The sequence below is a fragment of the Brevibacillus schisleri genome (genome assembly GCF_055685845.1).
This window is the reverse complement of record NZ_JBVNDM010000001.1, coordinates 2,476,548-2,495,801: the sequence shown is the minus strand read 5'-3', so window position 1 is coordinate 2,495,801 and position 19,254 is coordinate 2,476,548. Positions and strand designations below refer to the sequence as shown.

General features: G+C 47.1%; 23 protein-coding genes. 11 read left to right on the top strand and 12 right to left on the bottom strand.

Translation table 11 applies throughout. The annotated features are described in order from the left end of the window. Nucleotides 1-33 precede the first annotated feature (33 nt). On the bottom strand, nucleotides 34-1,233 hold the full coding sequence (locus tag ACUUHJ_RS12375) for an ornithine--oxo-acid transaminase (protein WP_289677520.1): 1,200 nt from the start codon (nucleotides 1,231-1,233) through the stop codon (nucleotides 34-36). A 206-nt stretch (nucleotides 1,234-1,439) separates the two neighbouring features. Here ACUUHJ_RS12375 and ACUUHJ_RS12370 point away from each other — a divergent pair, with 206 nt between their 5' ends. Together ACUUHJ_RS12370 and ACUUHJ_RS12365 are read left to right on the top strand one after the other, a co-directional pair. After that, nucleotides 1,440-2,852 carry a sigma-54 interaction domain-containing protein gene (locus ACUUHJ_RS12370; protein ID WP_472299017.1) on the top strand — a complete coding sequence of 471 codons (1,413 nt, stop codon included), beginning with the start codon at nucleotides 1,440-1,442 and terminating at the stop codon, nucleotides 2,850-2,852. 567 nt (nucleotides 2,853-3,419) lie between these two features. Further along, a complete protein-coding gene (locus ACUUHJ_RS12365) occupies nucleotides 3,420-4,808 on the top strand; it encodes an amino acid permease (RefSeq protein WP_472299016.1) in 1,389 nt (462 codons plus the stop codon). A gap of 284 nt (nucleotides 4,809-5,092) precedes the next feature. Here ACUUHJ_RS12365 and ACUUHJ_RS12360 read toward each other — a convergent pair whose 3' ends face one another. Beyond that, nucleotides 5,093-6,310 carry an MDR family MFS transporter gene (locus ACUUHJ_RS12360; RefSeq protein ID WP_472299015.1) on the bottom strand — a complete coding sequence of 406 codons (1,218 nt, stop codon included), beginning with the start codon at nucleotides 6,308-6,310 and terminating at the stop codon, nucleotides 5,093-5,095. A gap of 134 nt (nucleotides 6,311-6,444) precedes the next feature. Here ACUUHJ_RS12360 and ACUUHJ_RS12355 point away from each other — a divergent pair, with 134 nt between their 5' ends. Then, on the top strand, nucleotides 6,445-7,326 hold the full coding sequence (locus tag ACUUHJ_RS12355) for a LysR family transcriptional regulator (protein ID WP_289677516.1): 882 nt from the start codon (nucleotides 6,445-6,447) through the stop codon (nucleotides 7,324-7,326). Nucleotides 7,327-7,334: 8 nt separating this feature from the next. On the opposite strand, the gene ACUUHJ_RS12350 is transcribed toward ACUUHJ_RS12355, so the two are convergent. Next, nucleotides 7,335-8,003: a phosphatase PAP2 family protein gene (locus ACUUHJ_RS12350; protein WP_472299014.1), complete on the bottom strand. Its 669-nt coding sequence runs from the start codon at nucleotides 8,001-8,003 to the stop codon at nucleotides 7,335-7,337. After that, complete coding sequence (locus ACUUHJ_RS12345; RefSeq protein WP_472299013.1) at nucleotides 8,000-8,452, bottom strand: YaiI/YqxD family protein; 453 nt, start codon at nucleotides 8,450-8,452, stop codon at nucleotides 8,000-8,002. The genes ACUUHJ_RS12350 and ACUUHJ_RS12345 overlap by 4 nt, the downstream gene beginning before the upstream one ends. Nucleotides 8,453-8,521: 69 nt before the next feature. On the opposite strand from ACUUHJ_RS12345, the gene ACUUHJ_RS12340 reads away from it, so the two are divergent. Next, nucleotides 8,522-8,848, top strand: a complete 327-nt coding sequence (locus tag ACUUHJ_RS12340; protein ID WP_172137704.1) for a hypothetical protein — start codon at nucleotides 8,522-8,524, stop codon at nucleotides 8,846-8,848. 69 nt (nucleotides 8,849-8,917) lie between these two features. Here ACUUHJ_RS12340 and ACUUHJ_RS12335 read toward each other — a convergent pair whose 3' ends face one another. Beyond that, the gene (locus ACUUHJ_RS12335; RefSeq protein ID WP_289677513.1) at nucleotides 8,918-9,838 is read right to left on the bottom strand and encodes a S8 family peptidase; all 921 of its coding nucleotides are present in this window, start codon (nucleotides 9,836-9,838) and stop codon (nucleotides 8,918-8,920) included. Between the two features lie 187 nt (nucleotides 9,839-10,025). Here ACUUHJ_RS12335 and ACUUHJ_RS12330 point away from each other — a divergent pair, with 187 nt between their 5' ends. After that, nucleotides 10,026-10,298, top strand: a complete 273-nt coding sequence (locus ACUUHJ_RS12330; RefSeq protein WP_012685940.1) for a stage VI sporulation protein F — start codon at nucleotides 10,026-10,028, stop codon at nucleotides 10,296-10,298. 108 nt (nucleotides 10,299-10,406) lie between these two features. Here ACUUHJ_RS12330 and ACUUHJ_RS12325 read toward each other — a convergent pair whose 3' ends face one another. From ACUUHJ_RS12325 to rnz, 3 genes are all read right to left on the bottom strand, one after another. Next, entirely contained in the window at nucleotides 10,407-10,496 is a 90-nt protein-coding gene (locus ACUUHJ_RS12325; RefSeq protein WP_100169674.1) for a YjcZ family sporulation protein, read from the bottom strand. 208 nt (nucleotides 10,497-10,704) lie between these two features. After that, nucleotides 10,705-10,929: a hypothetical protein gene (locus ACUUHJ_RS12320; RefSeq protein WP_289677512.1), complete on the bottom strand. Its 225-nt coding sequence runs from the start codon at nucleotides 10,927-10,929 to the stop codon at nucleotides 10,705-10,707. A gap of 46 nt (nucleotides 10,930-10,975) precedes the next feature. Beyond that, a complete protein-coding gene (rnz, locus tag ACUUHJ_RS12315; protein WP_472299012.1) occupies nucleotides 10,976-11,932 on the bottom strand; it encodes a ribonuclease Z in 957 nt (318 codons plus the stop codon). A 126-nt stretch (nucleotides 11,933-12,058) separates the two neighbouring features. Between rnz and ACUUHJ_RS12310 the strand changes: the two genes are divergently transcribed. From ACUUHJ_RS12310 to ACUUHJ_RS12300, 3 genes are read left to right on the top strand one after another with little or no spacing between them, the layout of a single operon-like run. Continuing rightward, nucleotides 12,059-13,051 carry an ABC transporter substrate-binding protein gene (locus ACUUHJ_RS12310; RefSeq protein WP_289677511.1) on the top strand — a complete coding sequence of 331 codons (993 nt, stop codon included), beginning with the start codon at nucleotides 12,059-12,061 and terminating at the stop codon, nucleotides 13,049-13,051. Nucleotides 13,052-13,057: 6 nt separating this feature from the next. Continuing rightward, nucleotides 13,058-13,861, top strand: coding sequence for an ABC transporter ATP-binding protein (locus ACUUHJ_RS12305; protein ID WP_472299011.1), 804 nt, complete (start codon nucleotides 13,058-13,060; stop codon nucleotides 13,859-13,861). Next, the gene (locus ACUUHJ_RS12300; protein ID WP_188067941.1) at nucleotides 13,842-14,648 is read left to right on the top strand and encodes an ABC transporter permease; all 807 of its coding nucleotides are present in this window, start codon (nucleotides 13,842-13,844) and stop codon (nucleotides 14,646-14,648) included. The genes ACUUHJ_RS12305 and ACUUHJ_RS12300 overlap by 20 nt, the downstream gene beginning before the upstream one ends. Before the next feature lie 81 nt (nucleotides 14,649-14,729). On the opposite strand, the gene ACUUHJ_RS12295 is transcribed toward ACUUHJ_RS12300, so the two are convergent. The 3 genes from ACUUHJ_RS12295 to ACUUHJ_RS12285 all read right to left on the bottom strand — a co-directional run bounded on the left by ACUUHJ_RS12295 (nucleotide 14,730) and on the right by ACUUHJ_RS12285 (nucleotide 16,570). Next, nucleotides 14,730-15,116: a VOC family protein gene (locus ACUUHJ_RS12295; protein WP_472299010.1), complete on the bottom strand. Its 387-nt coding sequence runs from the start codon at nucleotides 15,114-15,116 to the stop codon at nucleotides 14,730-14,732. Between the two features lie 65 nt (nucleotides 15,117-15,181). Beyond that, a complete protein-coding gene (locus tag ACUUHJ_RS12290) occupies nucleotides 15,182-16,141 on the bottom strand; it encodes a tetratricopeptide repeat protein (protein WP_472299009.1) in 960 nt (319 codons plus the stop codon). Between the two features lie 54 nt (nucleotides 16,142-16,195). Further along, nucleotides 16,196-16,570, bottom strand: coding sequence for a hypothetical protein (locus ACUUHJ_RS12285; protein WP_012685928.1), 375 nt, complete (start codon nucleotides 16,568-16,570; stop codon nucleotides 16,196-16,198). A 166-nt stretch (nucleotides 16,571-16,736) separates the two neighbouring features. Between ACUUHJ_RS12285 and ACUUHJ_RS12280 the strand changes: the two genes are divergently transcribed. Further along, on the top strand, nucleotides 16,737-17,180 hold the full coding sequence (locus ACUUHJ_RS12280) for a DUF2621 domain-containing protein (RefSeq protein ID WP_012685927.1): 444 nt from the start codon (nucleotides 16,737-16,739) through the stop codon (nucleotides 17,178-17,180). A gap of 65 nt (nucleotides 17,181-17,245) precedes the next feature. Beyond that, nucleotides 17,246-17,488 (top strand): hypothetical protein, encoded by a 243-nt coding sequence (locus tag ACUUHJ_RS12275; RefSeq protein ID WP_041749375.1) that lies wholly within the window; start codon nucleotides 17,246-17,248, stop codon nucleotides 17,486-17,488. Nucleotides 17,489-17,583: 95 nt separating this feature from the next. On the opposite strand, the gene ACUUHJ_RS12270 is transcribed toward ACUUHJ_RS12275, so the two are convergent. Next, nucleotides 17,584-18,183 carry a DUF502 domain-containing protein gene (locus tag ACUUHJ_RS12270; protein ID WP_472299008.1) on the bottom strand — a complete coding sequence of 200 codons (600 nt, stop codon included), beginning with the start codon at nucleotides 18,181-18,183 and terminating at the stop codon, nucleotides 17,584-17,586. Between the two features lie 99 nt (nucleotides 18,184-18,282). Here ACUUHJ_RS12270 and ACUUHJ_RS12265 point away from each other — a divergent pair, with 99 nt between their 5' ends. Beyond that, nucleotides 18,283-19,110 (top strand): sulfurtransferase, encoded by an 828-nt coding sequence (locus tag ACUUHJ_RS12265; RefSeq protein ID WP_472299007.1) that lies wholly within the window; start codon nucleotides 18,283-18,285, stop codon nucleotides 19,108-19,110. Nucleotides 19,111-19,254 lie beyond the last annotated feature (144 nt).

Sequence of the window (19,254 nt, the reverse complement as noted above, 5' to 3'; positions counted from 1 at the left end):
AGCCCCTACACAGGATGGCTTATCTTGTTGCTTTTATTCTGTCACGTGCAGAACTTGCTTGATGCGATCAATTGCCCAATCCAAGTCTTCTTTGCTGATAACGAGTGGTGGTGCAAAGCGAATAGTTGTCTCATGTGTTTCTTTGCACAGGAGTCCCAGTTCTTTTAGTTTTTCGCAATATGGACGAGCTGCTGTAGTCAGTTCCAAGCCGATGAACAGACCACGACCGCGAATTTCCTTGATGATCGGGTTGTTGATTTCTTTCAATTTCTCCATGAAGTATGCGCCCATTTCCAAGGAGCGCTGTACAAGACCTTCGTCAGCCAATACATCCATAGCTGCGATAGCAACTGCACATCCGAGTGGATTTCCGCCAAAGGTAGAACCGTGGGAGCCTGGCTCAAATACGCTCAAAATTTCTTTATCTGCAGCTACTGCAGAGATCGGGAACACGCCTCCACCAAGAGCTTTCCCCATGATGTACATGTCTGGTACTACATCTTCCCAATCGCTGGCAAACATTTTACCTGTGCGTCCAAAGCCTGTTTGGATCTCATCGCTGACCAACAGTACATTGTTTGCTTTACATACCTCTTGTGCCTGCTTCAAGAAGCCCTCTTGCGGAATGATGATCCCTGCTTCGCCTTGGATTGGCTCCAGCATGAATGCTGCTGTATTCGGTGTAATCGCTTGCTTAAGCGCTTCGATATCCCCATAAGGAATGATTTTGAAACCAGGTGTGAATGGTCCAAAGCCACGTCTGTACTCTTCTGCAGAGGAGAAGGAAGTCACTGTGACAGTACGACCATGGAAGTTGCCTTCACAAACGATGATTTCTGCTTGGTTTTCTGGTACTTTTTTCACATCATAAGCCCAGCGACGAACTGCTTTGAGAGCCGTCTCTACTGCTTCAGCACCCGTGTTCATTGGCAGGATCATTTCTTTTCCTGTCACCGCAGAGAGCTTTTCGTAGAATTCACCCAGTTGGTCATTGTAAAAAGCTCGGGAAGTGAGCGTTACTTTATCTGCTTGATCTTTCAGAGCCTGGATGATACGTGGATGACGATGTCCTTGGTTCAGCGCAGAATATGCACTCAGCATATCCAGATATTTATTGCCCTCCGGATCGTGTACCCATACGCCTTCTGCTTTGGAAATAACGATCGGTAGCGGATGATAGTTGTGCGCACCGAATTTTTCTGTTTGTTCAATAACCACGTTTGTTTTACTCATGTCGTTAGCCTCCTTCAAGATCACTTGCTAAAATTATCTAGCAAGAACGATGCCAAACAAAAAAACCCCACAAAGTCGGTCCAATCGTATCTAATAAGCAAAATAATTTTGCATTTTGCATTCATAATCTTTTGCAGTGCATAATGTTTTTGCACTCATTCCCTTTATGCTATGATACCCTCATAAGGAAAGGCTGGTGACCCACAGTGTCGTCTTCTACGCATAATTCTTCTGCTGACACTCTCTTGCGCATTTATGAACATATTTTGGACAGAATGAATGAAGGTGTACATGTCATCGATTCGGACGGGACAACGATTATCTACAATTCCAAAATGACCGAGCTGGAATTGATGACCAGACAAGACGTTTTGCACAAACCTTTGGCAGAGGTTTTTCAGTTCCCTTCTGGACAGGAAAGTACCTTGCTCACTTGCTTACGCACCGGAAATAGCATTCGCAATACACGCCAAACGTATTTCAATGACAAGCAAAAAGAAATTTCAACCATCAACAATACGTACCCCATCATTGAAAATGGCAAGATCATCGGCGCGATGGAAATCGCAAATGATGTTACCAAAATGGAGCGATTGATCAGAGAAAACCTGCTGCAAAAAAACGGGTCACGCTACACATTCGAGCACATTATCGGGAGAAGCGGTCCTATTCTCGATGTCATAGAGAATGCCAAACGCGCAGCACGCACCTCCTCGTCCGTATTGGTAGTCGGTGAAACTGGTGCCGGGAAAGAGCTGTTTGTGCAAAGCATTCATAATGCCAGTCTGCGTGCATCTGGTCCCCTTATCTCACAAAACTGCGCTGCACTTCCAGATAGCCTGATTGAAGGGCTTTTGTTTGGAACGGCTCGTGGAGCATTTACCGGGGCAGTAGAGCGACCTGGATTGTTTGAGCAAGCGGAAGGCGGAACACTCTTTCTCGACGAAATCAACTCGCTTAGTATGCCTCTACAGGCAAAATTGTTGCGTGCTCTGCAAGAGAAGTCGATTAGACGTATTGGTGACACAAAGGATCGAACGATTGATGTACGAATCATTGCGGCTATCAATGAAGATCCTGTTGAAGCAATTGCCAATTCGCATTTGCGAAAAGATCTGTACTATCGTCTCGGAGTCGTCACGTTATTTCTTCCCCCACTTCGGGATCGCAAAGAAGATATTCCGATGCTGGTCAGCCATTTTATCGAAAAATACAATGAGCTGTTCCAAATGGAGGTAAGAAGCATCAGTGACGAGGTTCTGCAATTTTTTATCCAGCATGACTGGCCTGGCAATGTGCGTGAACTTCAGCACTTGATCGAGGGGGCCATGAATCTGATGATTGACGACGAATCAACCATACGTTATGAACACTTGCCCTTACACTTTCTGCGTCGGACGCCAGCCGTTCCCGTAACAATCGAGCAGCCCTCCCCTCACACGTTGCCATTTTTGGATGAAGGAAAGCCGTTGAAGGAAACGATGCAAGAATTTGAAACTGCATATATTCACTATGTTGTGGAACGCTATAACGGAAATATTTCAAGAGCAGCCAAGGAATTGCAAATCAGTCGTCAAAGCTTGCAATATCGTTTGCGTAAGCTGGGGATTAAAGGATAAAACATACTAATAAAAACGTTCTGGTTTGAGTCAACATGGTGGAGGAGAAGAAAAAGCACAGTTCTCTGCGACTCTGACACACCCGCAAGGTTGATTCACTGCTCGTCTCCATTTCAAAAAGGGGACCGTCGAGCCAAAGCCACCCTACGGGCGGACGTTTCTCAAGAAGAAGTGTTCGACAAGCGTGGTCCCCTTTTTGAAGTTCCGACTGGGTAGGCGTTGTCAAGGTTTACGAGCCCTGCGCTTTTTCTTCTCACTAGCTTTATTGGTTCATCGTTACCTTCTAAAAATCTTGCACTAAAAAACTTGCAAGTTCATATCTTGAGATGTTTTCTCTCAGTCCAATTTTTTCCTTATCATTTTTAATAAACGCCAAGATATTTGGCGTTTTTTTAATTATTTTGCATCTACATGCCGAATCTTTTTGCGCTTTTTGCCAGCAAATACCTCAAAAATAATATTTTCATAAAGTATTTCATTTGGTATCATTCTTGCAGAGCATATATCGCTATCGCGCCTGAAAACGCATACATCCATTTAACATACTCGCGTGAAGGAGAGGGTTATATGTCCCAAAGCAACATGGAACAGCACAATCAATTGAAACGCACAATGAACAGCAGACACCTCTTTATGATTTCTCTTGGCGGCGTAATCGGAACCGGGTTATTCCTCGGATCAGGTTATACAATTAGTCAGGCAGGACCAGTTGGTGCCATTCTCTCCTATTTAGTCGGCGGCTTTATCATGTACCTGACTATGCTATGTTTGGGCGAGCTGACAGTTGCCATGCCAGTGGCCGGTTCGTTCCAAACATATATGACTCGCTTTGTTAGCCCCTCACTTGGGTTTGGTGTAGGCTGGTTGTATTGGCTTGGTTGGGCCGTGACCGTTGCTTTAGAGTTGTTGTCATCAGGACTGCTGATGCAACGTTGGTTCCCTGACTCACCTGTTTGGATGTGGTGTGCGATCTTCGGTGTAGTGCTCTTCTTATTAAATGCTTTATCTGCTCGTGCGTTCGGTGAATCTGAGTTTTGGTTTTCCAGCATTAAAGTAAGCGCTATCATCTTGTTCATCATCTTGGGTGGAGCGGCGATGTTTGGCTTCATTGACCTGAAAAACGGTCAGCCTGCGCCAATGCTCACCAATTTTACAGAAAGCCCGCTTCTCCCCTTTGGAATTACAGGCTTGCTGATGACGATGATCACCGTGAACTTCTCCTTCCAAGGTACCGAGCTAATCGGGATTGCGGCTGGAGAAAGTGAGAATCCAGAGAAGACGATTCCGAAGGCCATTCGTACGACGGTTTGGCGTACACTCGTGTTCTTCATTCTGGCGATTGCCATTGTGGCAGGGATGATTCCACACCAACAGGCGGGTGTGATTGAAAGTCCGTTTGTCGTCGTATTTGACAGCATTGGGATTCCTTATGCAGCTGACATTATGAACTTCGTTGTCCTGACAGCACTTCTGTCTGTGGCCAACTCTGGTTTGTACGCAGCAACTCGTATGCTTTACTCCCTGTCCAAAGAAGGAATGGCTTCGAAAAAGCTTGGGGCTGTAAATGGAAAAGGGATTCCGATGAACGCTTTGTTAATTACGTTTGCAATCGCTCTCTTGTCTCTTCTCTCCGGTATTTTTGCCGAAGATACGGTGTTCATGGTACTGTTGTCTATCGCTGGTCTCGGCGCACAGGTAGGATGGATCTCCATCTCTGCTTCGCAGCTCGCATTCCGTCGCCATTACCTGAAAAACGGAGGCAAGCTGGAGGATCTGAAGTTCCGTACACCTTTGTACCCTATACTGCCTTTGATTTCCTTGATCTTGAACTTGCTCGTTCTCGTGAGTCTGGCATTCGATCCAGAACAGCGCATCGCCTTGTACTGCGGGGTTCCGTTCATGATCATTGCGATCTGCGTGTATCAATTCCATTTTAAAAAGAAACTCGAAGTGTAAATCAATCAAAAAGAAAAGCTTGCAGCCCCCTTTCAAAAAGGAACTGCAAGCTTTTCGTGCTTTATATGCGATGTGTTAGGCTTGGCAATGCTACAATGAGATTCGGACAATTTCCGTAACGACTACCATGGCAAATACTGCAAATCCAAGGGAACTCGTTACCAGCAACATGCGCTTCAGCTTTTTCATATCTTCCATAAAATTCCCTCACTTTCTTGCGCCAATCATCTCTATCGTTATATACGTATGAACGATGGAAAATGTTTCATTTCGCCCAAAAATATTTACGATCGAGCTATTTTCTTTAGATCATTCCCGATTTGTCCGGTTTGTTGTTCCATGCGATGTAGCATCCAGGCCACCCAAAACCCGATGACCAAACAAATGGTCCACGGCAGCCACGGCGTTTGCAAACGCAGCCCGACATCGTACACCCATCCTCCCGCTACCTGTCCAAATGAACCCCCGATGGCAATCGAATACCCGTTGAAGCCATAATAGGCGCCAACCAAGTCCTTGGGAGCAAAACGGGGAACGACATCCACTAGATTCGGGACAGCAATCATGGTACCCAGTGCAAAAAGGAACACATCCAAGAGAATGAGCCACAAAGAATCGGCAAACGTGAACAAAAATAGTCCCACGCTCATAAACAACGTCCCGATGCCAATCAAGGTAAGCCTTTGCGGATACCCCTCCAGCAAATGTGTCACTTTCATTTGAAATAAGATCACAAACAGCGAAAGCGCAGAAAGCACGATCCCTACATTCACCTTGCTATGTGTAACATTTTCAACAAACAGCGGAATCGTTAAAAACACCTGCATATTCAAATAATAATACCCCATCAAAATAAAGGTATATCGTACAAACAGCTTGTCCTTCACTACCGTAGACATACTTTCCCATATACTATGCCGTGTATTCGTGGCGCGAATCGGTGGGAAGAAAAAGAAGATCACGATGGTATTCACTCCGAAAACGGCCCCTGCAAACAGCGAGATGTACGTAAAATCAATAGCCGAGAGTGCTGTCCCCACGATTTGGGAACCGACAACCGCAATATTGCCTAGCACATTGCGAAGGGAGAATACTTCTTTTCGAATGGCCTCAGGTGTAATAATGGCGTAGGCAGCAGAGCAAGCAGGCTCAAACAACGCCCCACCCAAACCGGAAAGGATCGCGGCAACAAAAAAGTGCCATGTCTCGGTACAAAAAGCGAACATTGCAAAACCAACGGCACGTACGCCCAATCCGAGGAACATCGCCCCTTTGTATCCGAAGGCATCCGCGATCACACCACCTAAAAAGGCAAGACCTTGCTGGGAGAACTGTCTGACACTCAGGACAATCCCTGCCATCGCCAGGGTCCAGCCGATGCTACCCGTCAAATACAAAGTGAGATAGGGGATTAATGCATAAAAACCCATATTCATCATAAAAGATGTACTTAACAAGAGCTTCACTGAAAAGGGCGTTTCTCGCCACCATTCCCACTTCATTCCAATACCCCTCGCTCTCCCGATAGCCCACATGAAATAAGGATATCCCCAGCTTAGCGAACAGGGTATAATTTGGGAAACGAACATTTTTGTATATGGTAATCAAATATTTAGATAAGAGGGATTCCAACTGTATGGACTTCGAACAATTACGCGCTTTCTACACATTGGCCCAAACGAAAAATTTCACCAAGGCTGCTGAAATGCTCCACTTAGTCCAGTCTACGGTGACAATGCGAATCAAGCAACTGGAAGAAAAAGTTGGCAAACCTCTTTTCATTCGTGATAAAAGAAGTGTTGAAATTACGCAAGCGGGCTTAACCCTATTACCGTATGCAGAGAGAATCCTCAAACTGTCCCATGAAGCCCTAAATGAAGTTGCTTCACTTCAGCCTTATGAAGACTATTTATCAATCGGCAGCTTAAATGCGATCTGGACTTCTACCCTCGAGCCGATCTTGAAAGAGTACCACTATCGGTATCCACAAATTGCGATCAGCACAAAGACAGGCCACTCGTCCGATGTCATCCAGTATTTGCTGGACAACGTGATTCAAATCGGAATCGTATACGTTCCCCCATCCTTGCCCAACTTTGACGTCATTCCAACGTGGGATGATGAAATCGTCCTAGTGTGCTCTCCAGAGAGCCCCATTGCCGCATCTACACAGGTCAATTCGCGCGAACTGCGCAATCTGCCGTTGCTGTATATGAATTGGGGCCCTCCGTTTAACGAGTGGATTAGACAGACACTGCCGCGTAATTATGTACCCAAGCTAACCGTAGACAAAGCAGAGCTCGCCATCGATCTGATAAAAGAAGGTCTCGGCGTGAGCTTGTTGACGCGCTCTACCGTCAAAGCCGATCTTGCGGCTGGTAACTTGAAGGAACTGATCATAACAGGCAATAAGCCTCCCAAACGCTCGGCGTATATCGTCTTGCCGAAGGACAAAAAAAATAAACCCAGCGTAGAAAAATGGCTGAGTTTAATGAGTGAATTAGGGTATTCCACCTAGCTTCATGATTATCTGGAATGAGGTACGGGGTCGACGGCTGTGCTTCGTCTCCCCATCCTTTCTTCATAGCCAAGACGAAGGAGAAAGTACCAGCACATCGACAGGAAAAAGCCGGTTAGCACATCACTCAAATAATGAACGCCCAAATACACACGGCTGAACGCGAGCAATGCTACAAAAATAAAAACCGCAGGCTGCACGAGCGACGACCATCTTTTCTCCGCAAACCATTGGGCAATCCAGTATGCGACCATGCAATAAAAGGCTGGTCCAATCATCGCATGACCACTCGGAAACGAAAAGGACTCCGGCAGCTCAATCAGATTGACGCCGCTCGGTCTAGGTCTGGCAAAAAACATCTTTAAGAGCTCATTTGCAACTTCACTGACACCGAGGGAAATGAGAACAAACATTGCCTCTACACGATATTTCTTTATGTATAGGACAGCGATTATAATCACCGCTACTGGTACAAGGAACATGCCTCCGCCCAGATTGGTTACCCATCGAAAAAAAGCAGTCCCAATATCCGAGCGAATCGATTCCGCAAATGCAATAGCAGCTTGATCCATACCGGCCACTTTCCCCGCTGCATAGAGGGCAAACATGATCGTAGCAAGTACCGCAAATATAAGTGCTCCGCCTACATATCTATTTTTTCTCGTTGTCGGATTCATTGTTGATCTCCTCTTTCCATCAAAAAGCGCAAGGACTCCGCAAATCGCTGATCATCTTCACGCGTGCGAGCGGCAGGCCCCTTCGTACGACCTCCTCCGCGCCGATATCTCGCTTTTTCATTTCGTTCTTCCAAATGAAACGCAATCCGTTCTGGGTCAAAAACCATCCCGTGTGGTGTCAGGGCATGGGCCCTCTTCCCGAGAATGAGCGCCGCCAGACCAATATCTTGCGTCACCACGACATCCCCTGAACTCGTTTCATTCGCGAGCTTCATATCTACCGCTTGTGGGCCGGCATCTACCGTCACATGATTTGCGTTGCCAATTTGATGATTATAACTAGCAAAGGTCAAACAGATCCAGTCTAGCTCCTTGCACAATGCTTGGGCAGTTAAGAGTGCCTGGCGCGGACAAGCATCCGCATCGATAAGAAGACGTCCTTTTGACATGGTTGCTCCTTTCGTGTGTATTTCTCTCCCCGTACGGATTCATTTTTGGTATGATGGAGGTGGAGAGGAGTGAGTTCACCTTTGCGCTATCAATTTATCCATGATGAACGGCTAGGTATACGGCTTCCCGTGCTGCATCTGGAATGGGAAGATTATTCGACTGTAGAAAGAGCGGACATGTTGCTAGAATGGGAAGAAATCCGCGCGTCCATTCCAGATCAAATACACCGGGTAGAGAAGGTTATCATTGAAAAAACCAACCAAATGTCCGAAGAAGAAAATTTCGTCAGATCTTGCGAATTAAACAGCGAGATCCACGAATTGGCCAGTGTTATTAACGATCTTAATATATGGTTCCGTGTCCAGCAAGACCATGACACCAAAATCCATCAATAATTCGTTTGTAAAAAGCAACAGCTCCTTGGCTTCATTTCTAGCCTCGGAGCTGTTTTTTTCGTAGAATCGCTATGCTCTTTTTCGCTTGCGACCAATTTCTAGCGCCTTTAGCCCTGCTACATGTGGTGCAGCCATCGAGGTACCATTCAGCTTTTTAAACTGATTGCCCGGCCACGTAGACAGAATATCAACTCCAGGTGCCTTCATATTTACGCCCTTACCTCTCGCACTGAACGATGCCAATTTTCCCGTTTGATCAATCGCACTAACCCCTAAGACACCATCGTACCGCGCTGGATACTCCGCTTCTCCCCCTCCGTTGCCTGCCGAAGCTACCAGTACGATTCCTTGTTGATGGGCACGACCAACTGCTCTTGCCATTGCTTCGCTATATTGGGGCATACCAAAGCTCATGTTGATCACATCCATCTTATTGGCAATCGACCATTGCAGGGCTTGCAAAATGGTCGACAAAGATGATTGACCATCATAATCAAAAGCACGGACGTCATACAAATGGGCCTCTGGAGACACTCCTACAATTCCTCTTTGGTTCATCTCAGCTACGATGATCCCTGCGACATGCGTACCGTGTCCATTTTGTTTGCCGCGGACAAGCTGGATGCCTCCCTTTATTTGATCCCTCAAATCAAAATGATCGCGGGAGATTCCCGTATCGATGACAGCGACCTTGACGCCTGCTCCACGCCCCTTTCGCCACAATCTCTGTGCCCCGACATATCTCACGCCCCACGGGATTTCATCCTCCCCTTCCGCATGGACGCTTACGGTAATGTTCTCCTCCACCATCGCTTTGTACCTTCGAAAAAGTTCCTCATGCTGCTCAAAAATCTTTTGTTTGACACACAAGCAAGAAAGGTCATCATAGCATCGCCATGGAAGTCTCTCGGTTTTCGTCAGAACCTTGGTTTTCAAATCTGACAGTATCTCGGTAAACGGCGTATCCCGATGAAAGCTGACAATTTTCAACCCACTAGCCTCCTGTCATGCATCGTTCTGACTCATCCTATGTCACGGCTCCCCCTATGGGTTTGGGCCATTGCACAACGTTAAGCAAAATAGGCGAATAACGACGTGAATCTGTCCAAGCGAACCCCCTTGCTTTTCCATATAACTGCATAGGGCAGACGTATTCTTGTGAAAGGAGCGTTGCATCATGGCAAAAGCAAAAGGAAAAGCAGGGGCAAAAGTCAAGCTCAAAGCGAAGGGCAATCCACGTGATTTATTGAAATCCATCAACAAGAAAAGCAAGAAAAAATGGACGATGGGCGATGTCCGATCGCTGGCAAAAGACTTCTCCATGAAAGACTTGAGGGACGACAAGAAATTAAGCGAACTGATTAAAAAAGTCAGCAAGGCGGTCGGTGTCAAATTATCCGACCAGCAAATGTCCAGTGTAAAAAAACAAGTTCACGATCGCCTCGGATAAGATAGGTCTCTCCTTTGCTTCGCCTCTCTATGGCGAAGCTTTTTTTGCAAAACAAAAGAGAGAGCGAAAAATCGCTCTCCCTTCTGGCGAAGCTACCTAGTGTTTTCGTTAGTCGCAAGAGCAAGCAACGATAACGAGCAATACGAACAACACCAGTATTAAAGCAAAGTCGTCAAATCCTCCGTTGAACAGACTCATTCGCTTTCCCTCCTTTGCCAGCAACTAGTCATACTGTATGTGCGAATGCTCAAGGATGATTGGACCCTCGCCTATACAAGACCGTTTTTCCCGTATTTTTACACAGGTACTGGCAAGTGGAGTGGAGATTAGCTCGATTGTCTTTCAACTGGCTCTGGCAGACCGTACGGCTTTTTCATAATTTGACGCCAAAACGGAATCGTCCGTTTTACTTCCAGCCTGCAATGACTTCGTAAAAAAGTCCGTCCTTCCGGTAATACGCTTCGGATTTGGAGAATTTCAGGTAGGTCTGTGCCTCAGCAAGCTGCTCTCCCGTCAAAATGACCTGGCGTTGCTTGTTCACATCGTCTCGATATTCGACGACGAGGCTGACTTCTTCCGACTGACAATGTTGAATAAGCTCTTCTGGTGTAGCAAAGATAATCCGCTTCATACTACTCCCCCACCTCCTCCATCGTAATCATTCATTATAGCAAGGTTTATGGCTTTCTCCCATCGTTTCTCTCTCGCTTTACAGAAATGCTGCCGAGATCATCAGCCAATTGGGTAGCTGGGAAAATTTGCTGCGCCTCTGCCAACAGATCCTCCATCGAAAAATCTCCGTCCTCATCTTCATAACGTGGACTGAAGTGAGTCAGACACAATTCTTTTACGCCCGCCTCTTTGGCAATTTGAGCTGCCTCGCGTGCTGTGGAATGTCCGCTTCTGGTCGCCAGCTCCTTGTCGTGATGGGCGTAGGTCGCTTCATGGACGAGCAAATCGGCCCCTTTTGCCAGCTCCAAAACCGCTTGGCTCGGCTCTGTATCTCCACTGAAGACGATTTTGCGTCCTGGCTGCGGCTCTCCAACGAAGTCCTTTCCATCCAGAACACGACCATCCTCGAGTGTGACCTGTTCTCCTCTCTTCAAGGCTCCAAATAACGGCCCTGACGGCACACCAGCCTGCTTTGCCCGCTCTACTTGAAATGCTCCTGTCTTTTCCTTTTCCTTCACGGCATAAGCAAACGAAGGCACGCGATGTTTCGCCATTCGGCAGCTCACCACGATCTCTTCGTCCTCGTAGATTACGCCCTCACTGACGATCTTTATTTCTAATGGATATTGCAAATGAACCGGACTTGCCTCCATGATACCTCGAAAATATCGGTCGAGCCCTGGTGGTCCGTACAGCTCTAACGGAGTCGGTTCGGTATTGCGCAAAGATCGACTCGCAAGCAGTCCGATCAGTCCGTACAGATGGTCCCCATGCAGATGAGTGATAAAGATTTTATCCAATTGACTAATTTTCATCGGCGCACGCAGTAGCTGGTGCTGAGTCCCCTCTCCGCAGTCAAACAACCACCACTTTCCTGCCTGTAAAAATCGCAAGCCGATCCCACTCACGTTTCTTCGCGTAGTGGGTGCACCTGATCCGGTGCCTAAAAATGTAACGATCACGCTATATCCATCTCCTTTGTGGCCTTCCCTCATTATGTGCCTGTCTCTATCTCTAGGCATTCACCCTTTTTTGTCTGGGCGCATAGCCTACAACATACAAAGCCTAGCAAGGAGGGACTCCTAATCATGAAACGATTTTTGGCGCTGGGGCTGGCCGCTTTTTTCGCTATGACGGCCGTTTTGACTGGCTGCTCCAGCACTCCCGAAAAAATAAGAATTGGTGAAGTGACTCGTTCTTTGTTTTACGCCCCGCAATATGTCGCACTTGAAAAAGGATTTTTCAAGGAAGAAGGGCTGGAAGTGGAGCTCTCCACCATACCCGGCGGAGATAAAGTGATGTCAGCTCTGTTATCTGGCGGCATCGAGGTCGCGCTTGTCGGCTCTGAGACCAGCATCTACGTCTCTCAGCAAGGAGCTGCCGATCCCGTTGTCAATTTTGCGCAGCTTACTCAGACGGACGGTACCTTCCTCGTCTCCCGCACCAAAATGAATGACTTTACTTTCGACAAGCTAAAGGGCAATGTCTTCTTGGGGCAACGGAAAGGCGGCATGCCGCAAATGGTTGGAGAGTATGTACTCAAAAAGCACAATATCAATCCGCAAGGCGACCTAGAACTCATTCAGAATATCGAATTCAAAAATATCGCGTCTTCCTTCGCATCTGGTACTGGAGCGTATGTACAGCTGTTTGAGCCGGAAGCCTCTCGCTTTGAACAGGAAGGAATCGGCCATGTCGTCGCCTCTTTTGGCAAAGAGAGCGGAACCGTTCCTTACACGGTCTTCATGACAAAACAAAGCTATATCGACAGCAACGCAGCAGCTATCCAAAAGTTTACCAATGCGGTCTACAAAGGGCAACAGTGGGTTGCCAGCCACAGTGCAAAAGAAACGGCTGATGTGATAGGCAAGTACTTCGAGCAAATCGATCCAAAGATTCTGGAAACCGCTGTCCAGCGTTACTTGGAACAGGGGTCTTATGCCACAGATCCCATTCTGGACGAAAAGGAATGGAACCAGCTACAGGATATCATGGATTCCGCTGGTGAATTAAAGCAACGCGCTGAATACAACAAGCTGGTAAACACCACTTTTGCTATCCAATCCAAAGAAGGGAAATAGGCCCTCATGAAGCAGATTTCTTCTACGCCGGCAAAAATTGAACTCGGCCACGTGACCCATCTTTATTTATCCACGACCAGGGCGTTCATGGCGGTCCAAGACATTAACCTGCGCGTGGAGGAAGGCGAATTCATTTGTCTGGTTGGTCCCAGCGGTTGCGGAAAGACGACGCTGCTCTCCCTCATTGCAGGGCTTGAGAAGCCGACAGCAGGCAAGGTGTGGATCGACGGAAGAAAAGTAAACGGAACGTCCAGGCAAGTTGGTTACATGCTCCAGCAAGATTATTTGTTCAACTGGCGCTCCATCGAAGACAACGTGTTTCTCGGACTCGATATCCAAGGCATTCGTAACAAGGAAACAGAAGAGTACGCCCTGCATCTGCTGGATGAAATGGAGCTGTCCGATGTGCGCAAATCCTCTCCCTTGCAGCTGTCAGGTGGCATGCGGCAACGGGTTGCCCTCGTCCGAACACTCGCCTGTCAACCTGATGTGTTGTTGCTTGACGAACCATTTTCGGCATTGGACTACCAGACGAAACTCAAGCTCGAAGACTTGATCTTTTCAACACTGCGTCGGCATAAAAAAACGGCAGTCCTTGTGACACATGATCTCTCCGAATCGATCGCGATGGGCGATCGCGTCTATATCTTTTCACGCAACCCGGGGCGCATCAACAGCGAAATTGTCGTACCCAGTCCGATCCGGGATGCTCTGCCATTTGCCGCCAGAAATCATGATGGATTCCAAGACTTGTTCCATCGCGTGTGGAAAGAGATGGAGGTAGTGTCTGATGCAGCCAAAGGAAATTGAATCCGTCCACCGCCGCTACTTGCAGCTAGAAAAGCGAATGAGCTTTTCCGTCTTTGCCACACAACTGTTCCTCTTTCTCGTTTTTCTCGGCTTATGGGAGCTGTTGGCTCGAACCAATACCATAAATGCGCTCATCTTCAGCTATCCCTCCAAGATTTGGGCTCAATTTTGGTTGCAGCTGCAAGATGGCAGTCTTCTCCCACATGTCGGCTTGACCGTATGGGAAACGATTATCGGCTTTCTCTTAGGAACGATTCTGGGAACCGTCATGGCAACGATCATATGGTGGTCCCCTTTTCTCTCCCGCGTACTAGAGCCTTACCTGGTTATTGCCAACAGTATGCCAAAGGTAGCCCTCGGTCCGGTTTTTATCGTCGGCTTTGGTCCAGGTTTGCTCTCCGTCATAGCCATGGGATGCGCAATCTCAGTTATCATCACTACGATCAACGTCTACACCAGCTTCAAGGAAGTCAATCAAAATTACGTCAAAGTCGTGCAAACACTCGGAGGGAGCAAACGGCAAATCTTCACGCTCGTCATTTTGCCCGCTACCATTCCAACCCTTCTCGCAACGCTGAAGGTAAATGTCGGACTTTCGTGGGTAGGCGTCATCGTCGGAGAGTTTCTCGTATCTCAGCAAGGCTTGGGATATTTGATCATATACGGCTTCCAAGTGTTTAATTTCACTCTGGTCATGATGAGCTTAGCCATTATCGCGGTCATCGCTACCCTGATGTATCAAGGCGTAGCCTATATAGAGCGGCGGCTCACCAGCCAGTTCAAATAGATGGCTTCTAAAAAAACGGTGCCAACCATCTACCGGGGATGATTGCACCGTTTTTTCATGGACTAATATGTTCCAAGGAGGTTAGGGAGCCACGATCTCGACCTTTATTCTATCTGGGTCCTCGAAAAACAAAGCATAATCTCCCTCTCCTCCAGCATGGGGATGCCGCTCCTGATAAAGTAAGGAGATTCCACGACGAGCAGCTTCCTCCCGTAGCTTGTCCACATGTTCCCGATCCCGTGCGTAAAATGCCAGATGATTCAAACCGACACGACATCGGTGATACGAAATGTCGAGAAATCGCTCTTCTGCCTGGACGAAGACCAGATAGGTGCCATTCTGTTTCCAACTTACCCCGCTGGCCCATTCCTGATAACGCGTATAACCCAGCTCACCCTCCAACAACCAACCCCAAAAATCTTTTGAGCGCGCCAGATTGGACACATACACTTCCAGATGATGCAGCAAAGCACAGTCCCCCTTCTTACAGAAAAACGCCCGACAGCGAAATGCCGGGCGCTCTAGCTATTCATTTACTTCCAAAACTTCCACTTGCTCTTTTTCGTCATCGGATCGTCCATTTGGCTCTCGACGACTTTCTGTTTGGTGGCTGCTTCCACTTCAAGCGCTCCAGGTACTCGATTCAGGAAGTGGTCGATCATGGGCTTGTAGTTATCTGGCAAATGCTCTTGCATGTTTCGAAGGATGTCAATTGCCTTTTCCATTTGATCGGTCGCCAACAGAGCATTGGCATAGTTGAAGCCTGCATATGGATACGGGAAGTGCGGCGTCCAGAACTTTTCACAAATCTGAATCAATTGATAGACATATCCTGCTTGTCCCAATTCTCCAGTCACAGTCATCACGACCTCAAAGCGGTCCTTCGCTCCTTCAATCGCTACGGTGTACCACTTCATCGCATTCAGGAGGTCCTCCTCCGTCAAGGCAATACGAGCTAGTTGCAGCTGTGGTCTCCAAGCGCCTTCTTTACTTGCCAGCGCCTCCAGTTGCCCTTTCAGCTCATCCTTTTTCCCTCTTTGCATGAAGCTCTCGACAAACATGTTCAAGCCATTTTCTTGATTCGGGTCTTTGTGCAAACCTGTATGTAGGGTCTCGAACGCTTTTGGCTCATCTCCCTCAAACGCGAAGATTTTTGCCAAATTGGTGCAAGCCGTACCCGATGACGGGAATCGTTCCAGACAATCTGTCAGGATTTTTTTAGCGCTTTCAAACTCTCTCGCCTGCATATGAACGACTGCACGGAAAATGAGAGCAGACTCAATTGGCCCGTATAATTCGAGAAGCTTGTCGGCAGCAACAGCCGCTTGCTCGTGAAATTGACCCTTCACCAACTCCATCGCAAAATCGCGAAGCTTATCTTTTTCATCCCAGTACTTATCCAGATTTTGCGGAATTATTTTTTTCTGGTAATCCTCTCGGGACATATCGATGGTTTGACCAAACTCATTGGTAAACGTCACAAATTCAGACATGAAACAGCCTCGCTTTCATTTCCTCACAAAAGTTTCAAATGCTTGTATCGCCAATTAGATCCATGCTTTGATATTTACTTTACGGATAAATTCCTCCATTGATTCCTTCGCGGGTTCGTCATTTGCCTCTTCTGCATCTTCCATGCCCATCAGTTGTCGAAACAGTGCTTCGTTCCTTGTCGCCAATGCAAAGTCAAGTAATGCCTCATGCGAGATGCGATTAGCTTCTTCTTCCAGCAATTGCTCCTCCAAAGCGATATCCTCTTCTACAACGGCGATGTGTTTATCAATTTTTGGAATGCGTAAAACCCAAGAAAATGCGCTGTCCGGATTGCGGTCACGAGCAATCAGGTAACCGTATTCACCCAAAGGCAAACCTTGCTCGAAGGAGTCGGCAACAATGACGACGCGTTGTCCAAGCTTGAACATGAGCGTCAACTCCCAATAAAGATTAATTCTAATCATACTAAATTGTATGTGTTCTTGGGAAGAGCAAACCCCCAAGGATAGGAAAACACAAAAAGTTTGTTGCCCGAACCAAAATAAGGTACAATTTTTACTAATGAATGGATATTGGTAATGAGGTGTACAAGGTATGGGTGAAATGTCTACAGGGTTTTCCCTGTTTATCGTTGGCTGGACCATTGTTCTCGTAAGCTTGATGGCGATTGGCGGGTATTTCATGTTCCGCAAATTTCTCAAGTCCATGCCCAAGCAAGACGGAAAATCTGACTTGGATTGGCAGGACCATTACATTGATCAGACACGGGCGCTCTGGACAGATGAGGGTCTGACCTTGCTCAATGAACTGGTTGATCCTGTGCCACAATTGTTTCGTGATGTTGCAAGACGTTCCATCGCAGCGAAAATCGGCCAAATTGCGCTGGAAGAGAAAGCAACCACCATTACAACAGATTTGATTGTAAAGGGGTACATCGTAGCAACTCCCAAGCGTGACCACAAATGGCTCATCGCCCACCTGAAATCCAAAGAAATCGATTATACGCCCTATGAGAAATATTTGAATGCCGAGGGATAATTGAAACTTCCTGTTGAGTCGTCCGTAGAAAATGGTAAGACCTTTTTGGCAAGGAGAAGATGTGGATGTCAGTCCTACTCACGATTTTGGGAATCGGTTTCGTTATTTTGATCGTTGCGATTGTCATCGTGGCGGTGCTCTTTAAGAAAGGCGCCCGGTTCTTATGGAAAATGACCGGACGTGGCTATCACAAATACAGCAGCAGTGATTACCGACATCGGCCTTCATGGAAGATGGGGCATCGAACATACGGGCATCGTCACTATCGTCGCAAATATTCCAGCCATAGTGGATTTTTTAGTAGCTAACGTTTATAAAATGAGAAGGCACTCCAATTCGTTTAGGTGTCTTGCAACAAACCTCCAAAACCACAAGCTTAGTGGGGTTGGAGGTTTGTATAATTTTAAGCATCGCTGCTTTTTTTGGTTACGTTTTTCTGCCCTCCGGATACCCCACCTGATATAAGGAATGCCATGACTTCTGAGCTTTCCGTATCTAGAAGCTGTACCTGATCACTCGGAAACAACAGGAGATTTCCTGCAAAATTGTACGACTGCGGCAGATAGACTGCTACGTGGTCTGTGAGACCGAAAGAATCGAGGCTTTCCTTTGTAATAAACCCAATTGCCTTTGCATTTCCATCCTTGGATAGCGTCACGAGCACTGGCTTGTCAAAACTCTTCTTCTCCCCTACAAACGCTCCGATCAAATCCTTGATGGACGTATAAATGAGTTTGATAAACGGCACTTTCTCGAAGACGGTGGATACGAGCGAAAGCACTCCGCGTGTCAGTACATTAGATGCAAGGAAGCCTACAATTGTAATGCCGAGTATGGTCAAGAAGACACCCAGTCCTGGAATTTGGAGATTAAACCACCTATGGACCAGCAGATAGAACCAGTTATCCACGGTCGTGAAAATCCAATACAAAATATAAAGCGTCACTACCAAAGGAATGACAAACAATAACCCCTCTAAAAAATAGCGAATGAAACGCTTCATTTGTCTCCTCCTCTCTCCTTACCACAATACCGTAATTATTGTACCTGATTGGATTGCCATCTGCTATGATGAAGAAAAAAAGAGAAAGTAGGGAGATTCATGCAAGCACTTGTCACACCTCAATGGCTCAAGGATCATCTGAACGATGAAAATTTGGTGATCGTCGATTGTCGTTTTGCTTTAAGTGCTTCTGAAGCAGGTGCAGAGGAATACGAGAACGATCACATCCCGGGAGCCCTCTACTTTCATTTGAGCCGTGACCTTTCTGGCTCCAAAAGTGAGCATGGTGGACGTCATCCTCTACCAGATACGGATCTGCTAGCTGCCCATTTTTCAAATGCGGGAATCGATGCCAACACCACTGTCATCGCCTACGATGATCAGGAAATGGCAATGGCAGGACGGCTATGGTGGCTGCTGCGATATCTTGGTCATGATCGGGTAGCTGTACTTGACGGCGGATACGCTGCTTGGAAAAAGGCTGGCTATGAGGTAACAGCAGAAGTACCTAATGTACAAGGTCGTCAGTTCGTCCCCCATGTCCGTCACGACATGCTGGTTGACATGGAAGATGTCAAAAACCGCAGCGAGCACACTGTATTGCTCGATTCTCGTGCGCCAGAACGCTACCGCGGCGAGAACGAACCGATCGACGCAAAAGCAGGTCACATACCCGGGGCGCACAATTTTTTTTACAAGGACAACCTCGGTGCTGATCAGACGATGCTTCCGGCAGACGAGCTGCAAAAGCGTCTCGCTCCGTACGCTGATAAAGAATTGATCGTCTATTGCGGCTCAGGCGTGACAGCTTGCTCAAATTTGCTCGCTTTCCATGCTGCTGGTCGAACCGATGTGAAATTGTATTTGGGCAGTTGGAGTGACTGGAGCTCGTATCCGGATAATCCGGTAGCTACCGGCGAAGAGTAATTCCATAATTGGAATGGCGGCGATCGCTTCCCTACGATACTGGGGAGCGGTCGCCTTATTTTTTTCTTCCTCTATCATTTTCGTCACCATTCATAGATAATAATTATCATTATCATAAACTTGTGCACGTGCCTGAAAAGGTGG

Bases quoted from the DNA above. Each gene is read 5' to 3' on its own strand.
- ACUUHJ_RS12355 (WP_289677516.1), top strand. From the start codon at position 6,445: ATGGACTTCGAACAATTACGCGCTTTCTACACATTGGCCCAAACGAAA.
- ACUUHJ_RS12275 (WP_041749375.1), top strand. From the start codon at position 17,246: ATGTCAGTCCTACTCACGATTTTGGGAATCGGTTTCGTTATTTTGATC.
- ACUUHJ_RS12300 (WP_188067941.1), top strand. From the start codon at position 13,842: ATGCAGCCAAAGGAAATTGAATCCGTCCACCGCCGCTACTTGCAGCTA.
- ACUUHJ_RS12270 (WP_472299008.1), bottom strand. From the start codon at position 18,183: ATGAAGCGTTTCATTCGCTATTTTTTAGAGGGGTTATTGTTTGTCATT.
- ACUUHJ_RS12330 (WP_012685940.1), top strand. From the start codon at position 10,026: ATGGCAAAAGCAAAAGGAAAAGCAGGGGCAAAAGTCAAGCTCAAAGCG.
- ACUUHJ_RS12265 (WP_472299007.1), top strand. From the start codon at position 18,283: ATGCAAGCACTTGTCACACCTCAATGGCTCAAGGATCATCTGAACGAT.
- ACUUHJ_RS12350 (WP_472299014.1), bottom strand. From the start codon at position 8,003: ATGAATCCGACAACGAGAAAAAATAGATATGTAGGCGGAGCACTTATA.
- ACUUHJ_RS12345 (WP_472299013.1), bottom strand. From the start codon at position 8,452: ATGTCAAAAGGACGTCTTCTTATCGATGCGGATGCTTGTCCGCGCCAG.
- ACUUHJ_RS12280 (WP_012685927.1), top strand. From the start codon at position 16,737: ATGGGTGAAATGTCTACAGGGTTTTCCCTGTTTATCGTTGGCTGGACC.
- ACUUHJ_RS12375 (WP_289677520.1), bottom strand. From the start codon at position 1,233: ATGAGTAAAACAAACGTGGTTATTGAACAAACAGAAAAATTCGGTGCG.
- ACUUHJ_RS12365 (WP_472299016.1), top strand. From the start codon at position 3,420: ATGTCCCAAAGCAACATGGAACAGCACAATCAATTGAAACGCACAATG.
- ACUUHJ_RS12290 (WP_472299009.1), bottom strand. From the start codon at position 16,141: ATGTCTGAATTTGTGACGTTTACCAATGAGTTTGGTCAAACCATCGAT.
- ACUUHJ_RS12305 (WP_472299011.1), top strand. From the start codon at position 13,058: ATGAAGCAGATTTCTTCTACGCCGGCAAAAATTGAACTCGGCCACGTG.
- ACUUHJ_RS12285 (WP_012685928.1), bottom strand. From the start codon at position 16,570: ATGTTCAAGCTTGGACAACGCGTCGTCATTGTTGCCGACTCCTTCGAG.
- ACUUHJ_RS12320 (WP_289677512.1), bottom strand. From the start codon at position 10,929: ATGAAGCGGATTATCTTTGCTACACCAGAAGAGCTTATTCAACATTGT.
- ACUUHJ_RS12325 (WP_100169674.1), bottom strand. From the start codon at position 10,496: ATGAGTCTGTTCAACGGAGGATTTGACGACTTTGCTTTAATACTGGTG.
- ACUUHJ_RS12360 (WP_472299015.1), bottom strand. From the start codon at position 6,310: ATGAAGTGGGAATGGTGGCGAGAAACGCCCTTTTCAGTGAAGCTCTTG.
- ACUUHJ_RS12310 (WP_289677511.1), top strand. From the start codon at position 12,059: ATGAAACGATTTTTGGCGCTGGGGCTGGCCGCTTTTTTCGCTATGACG.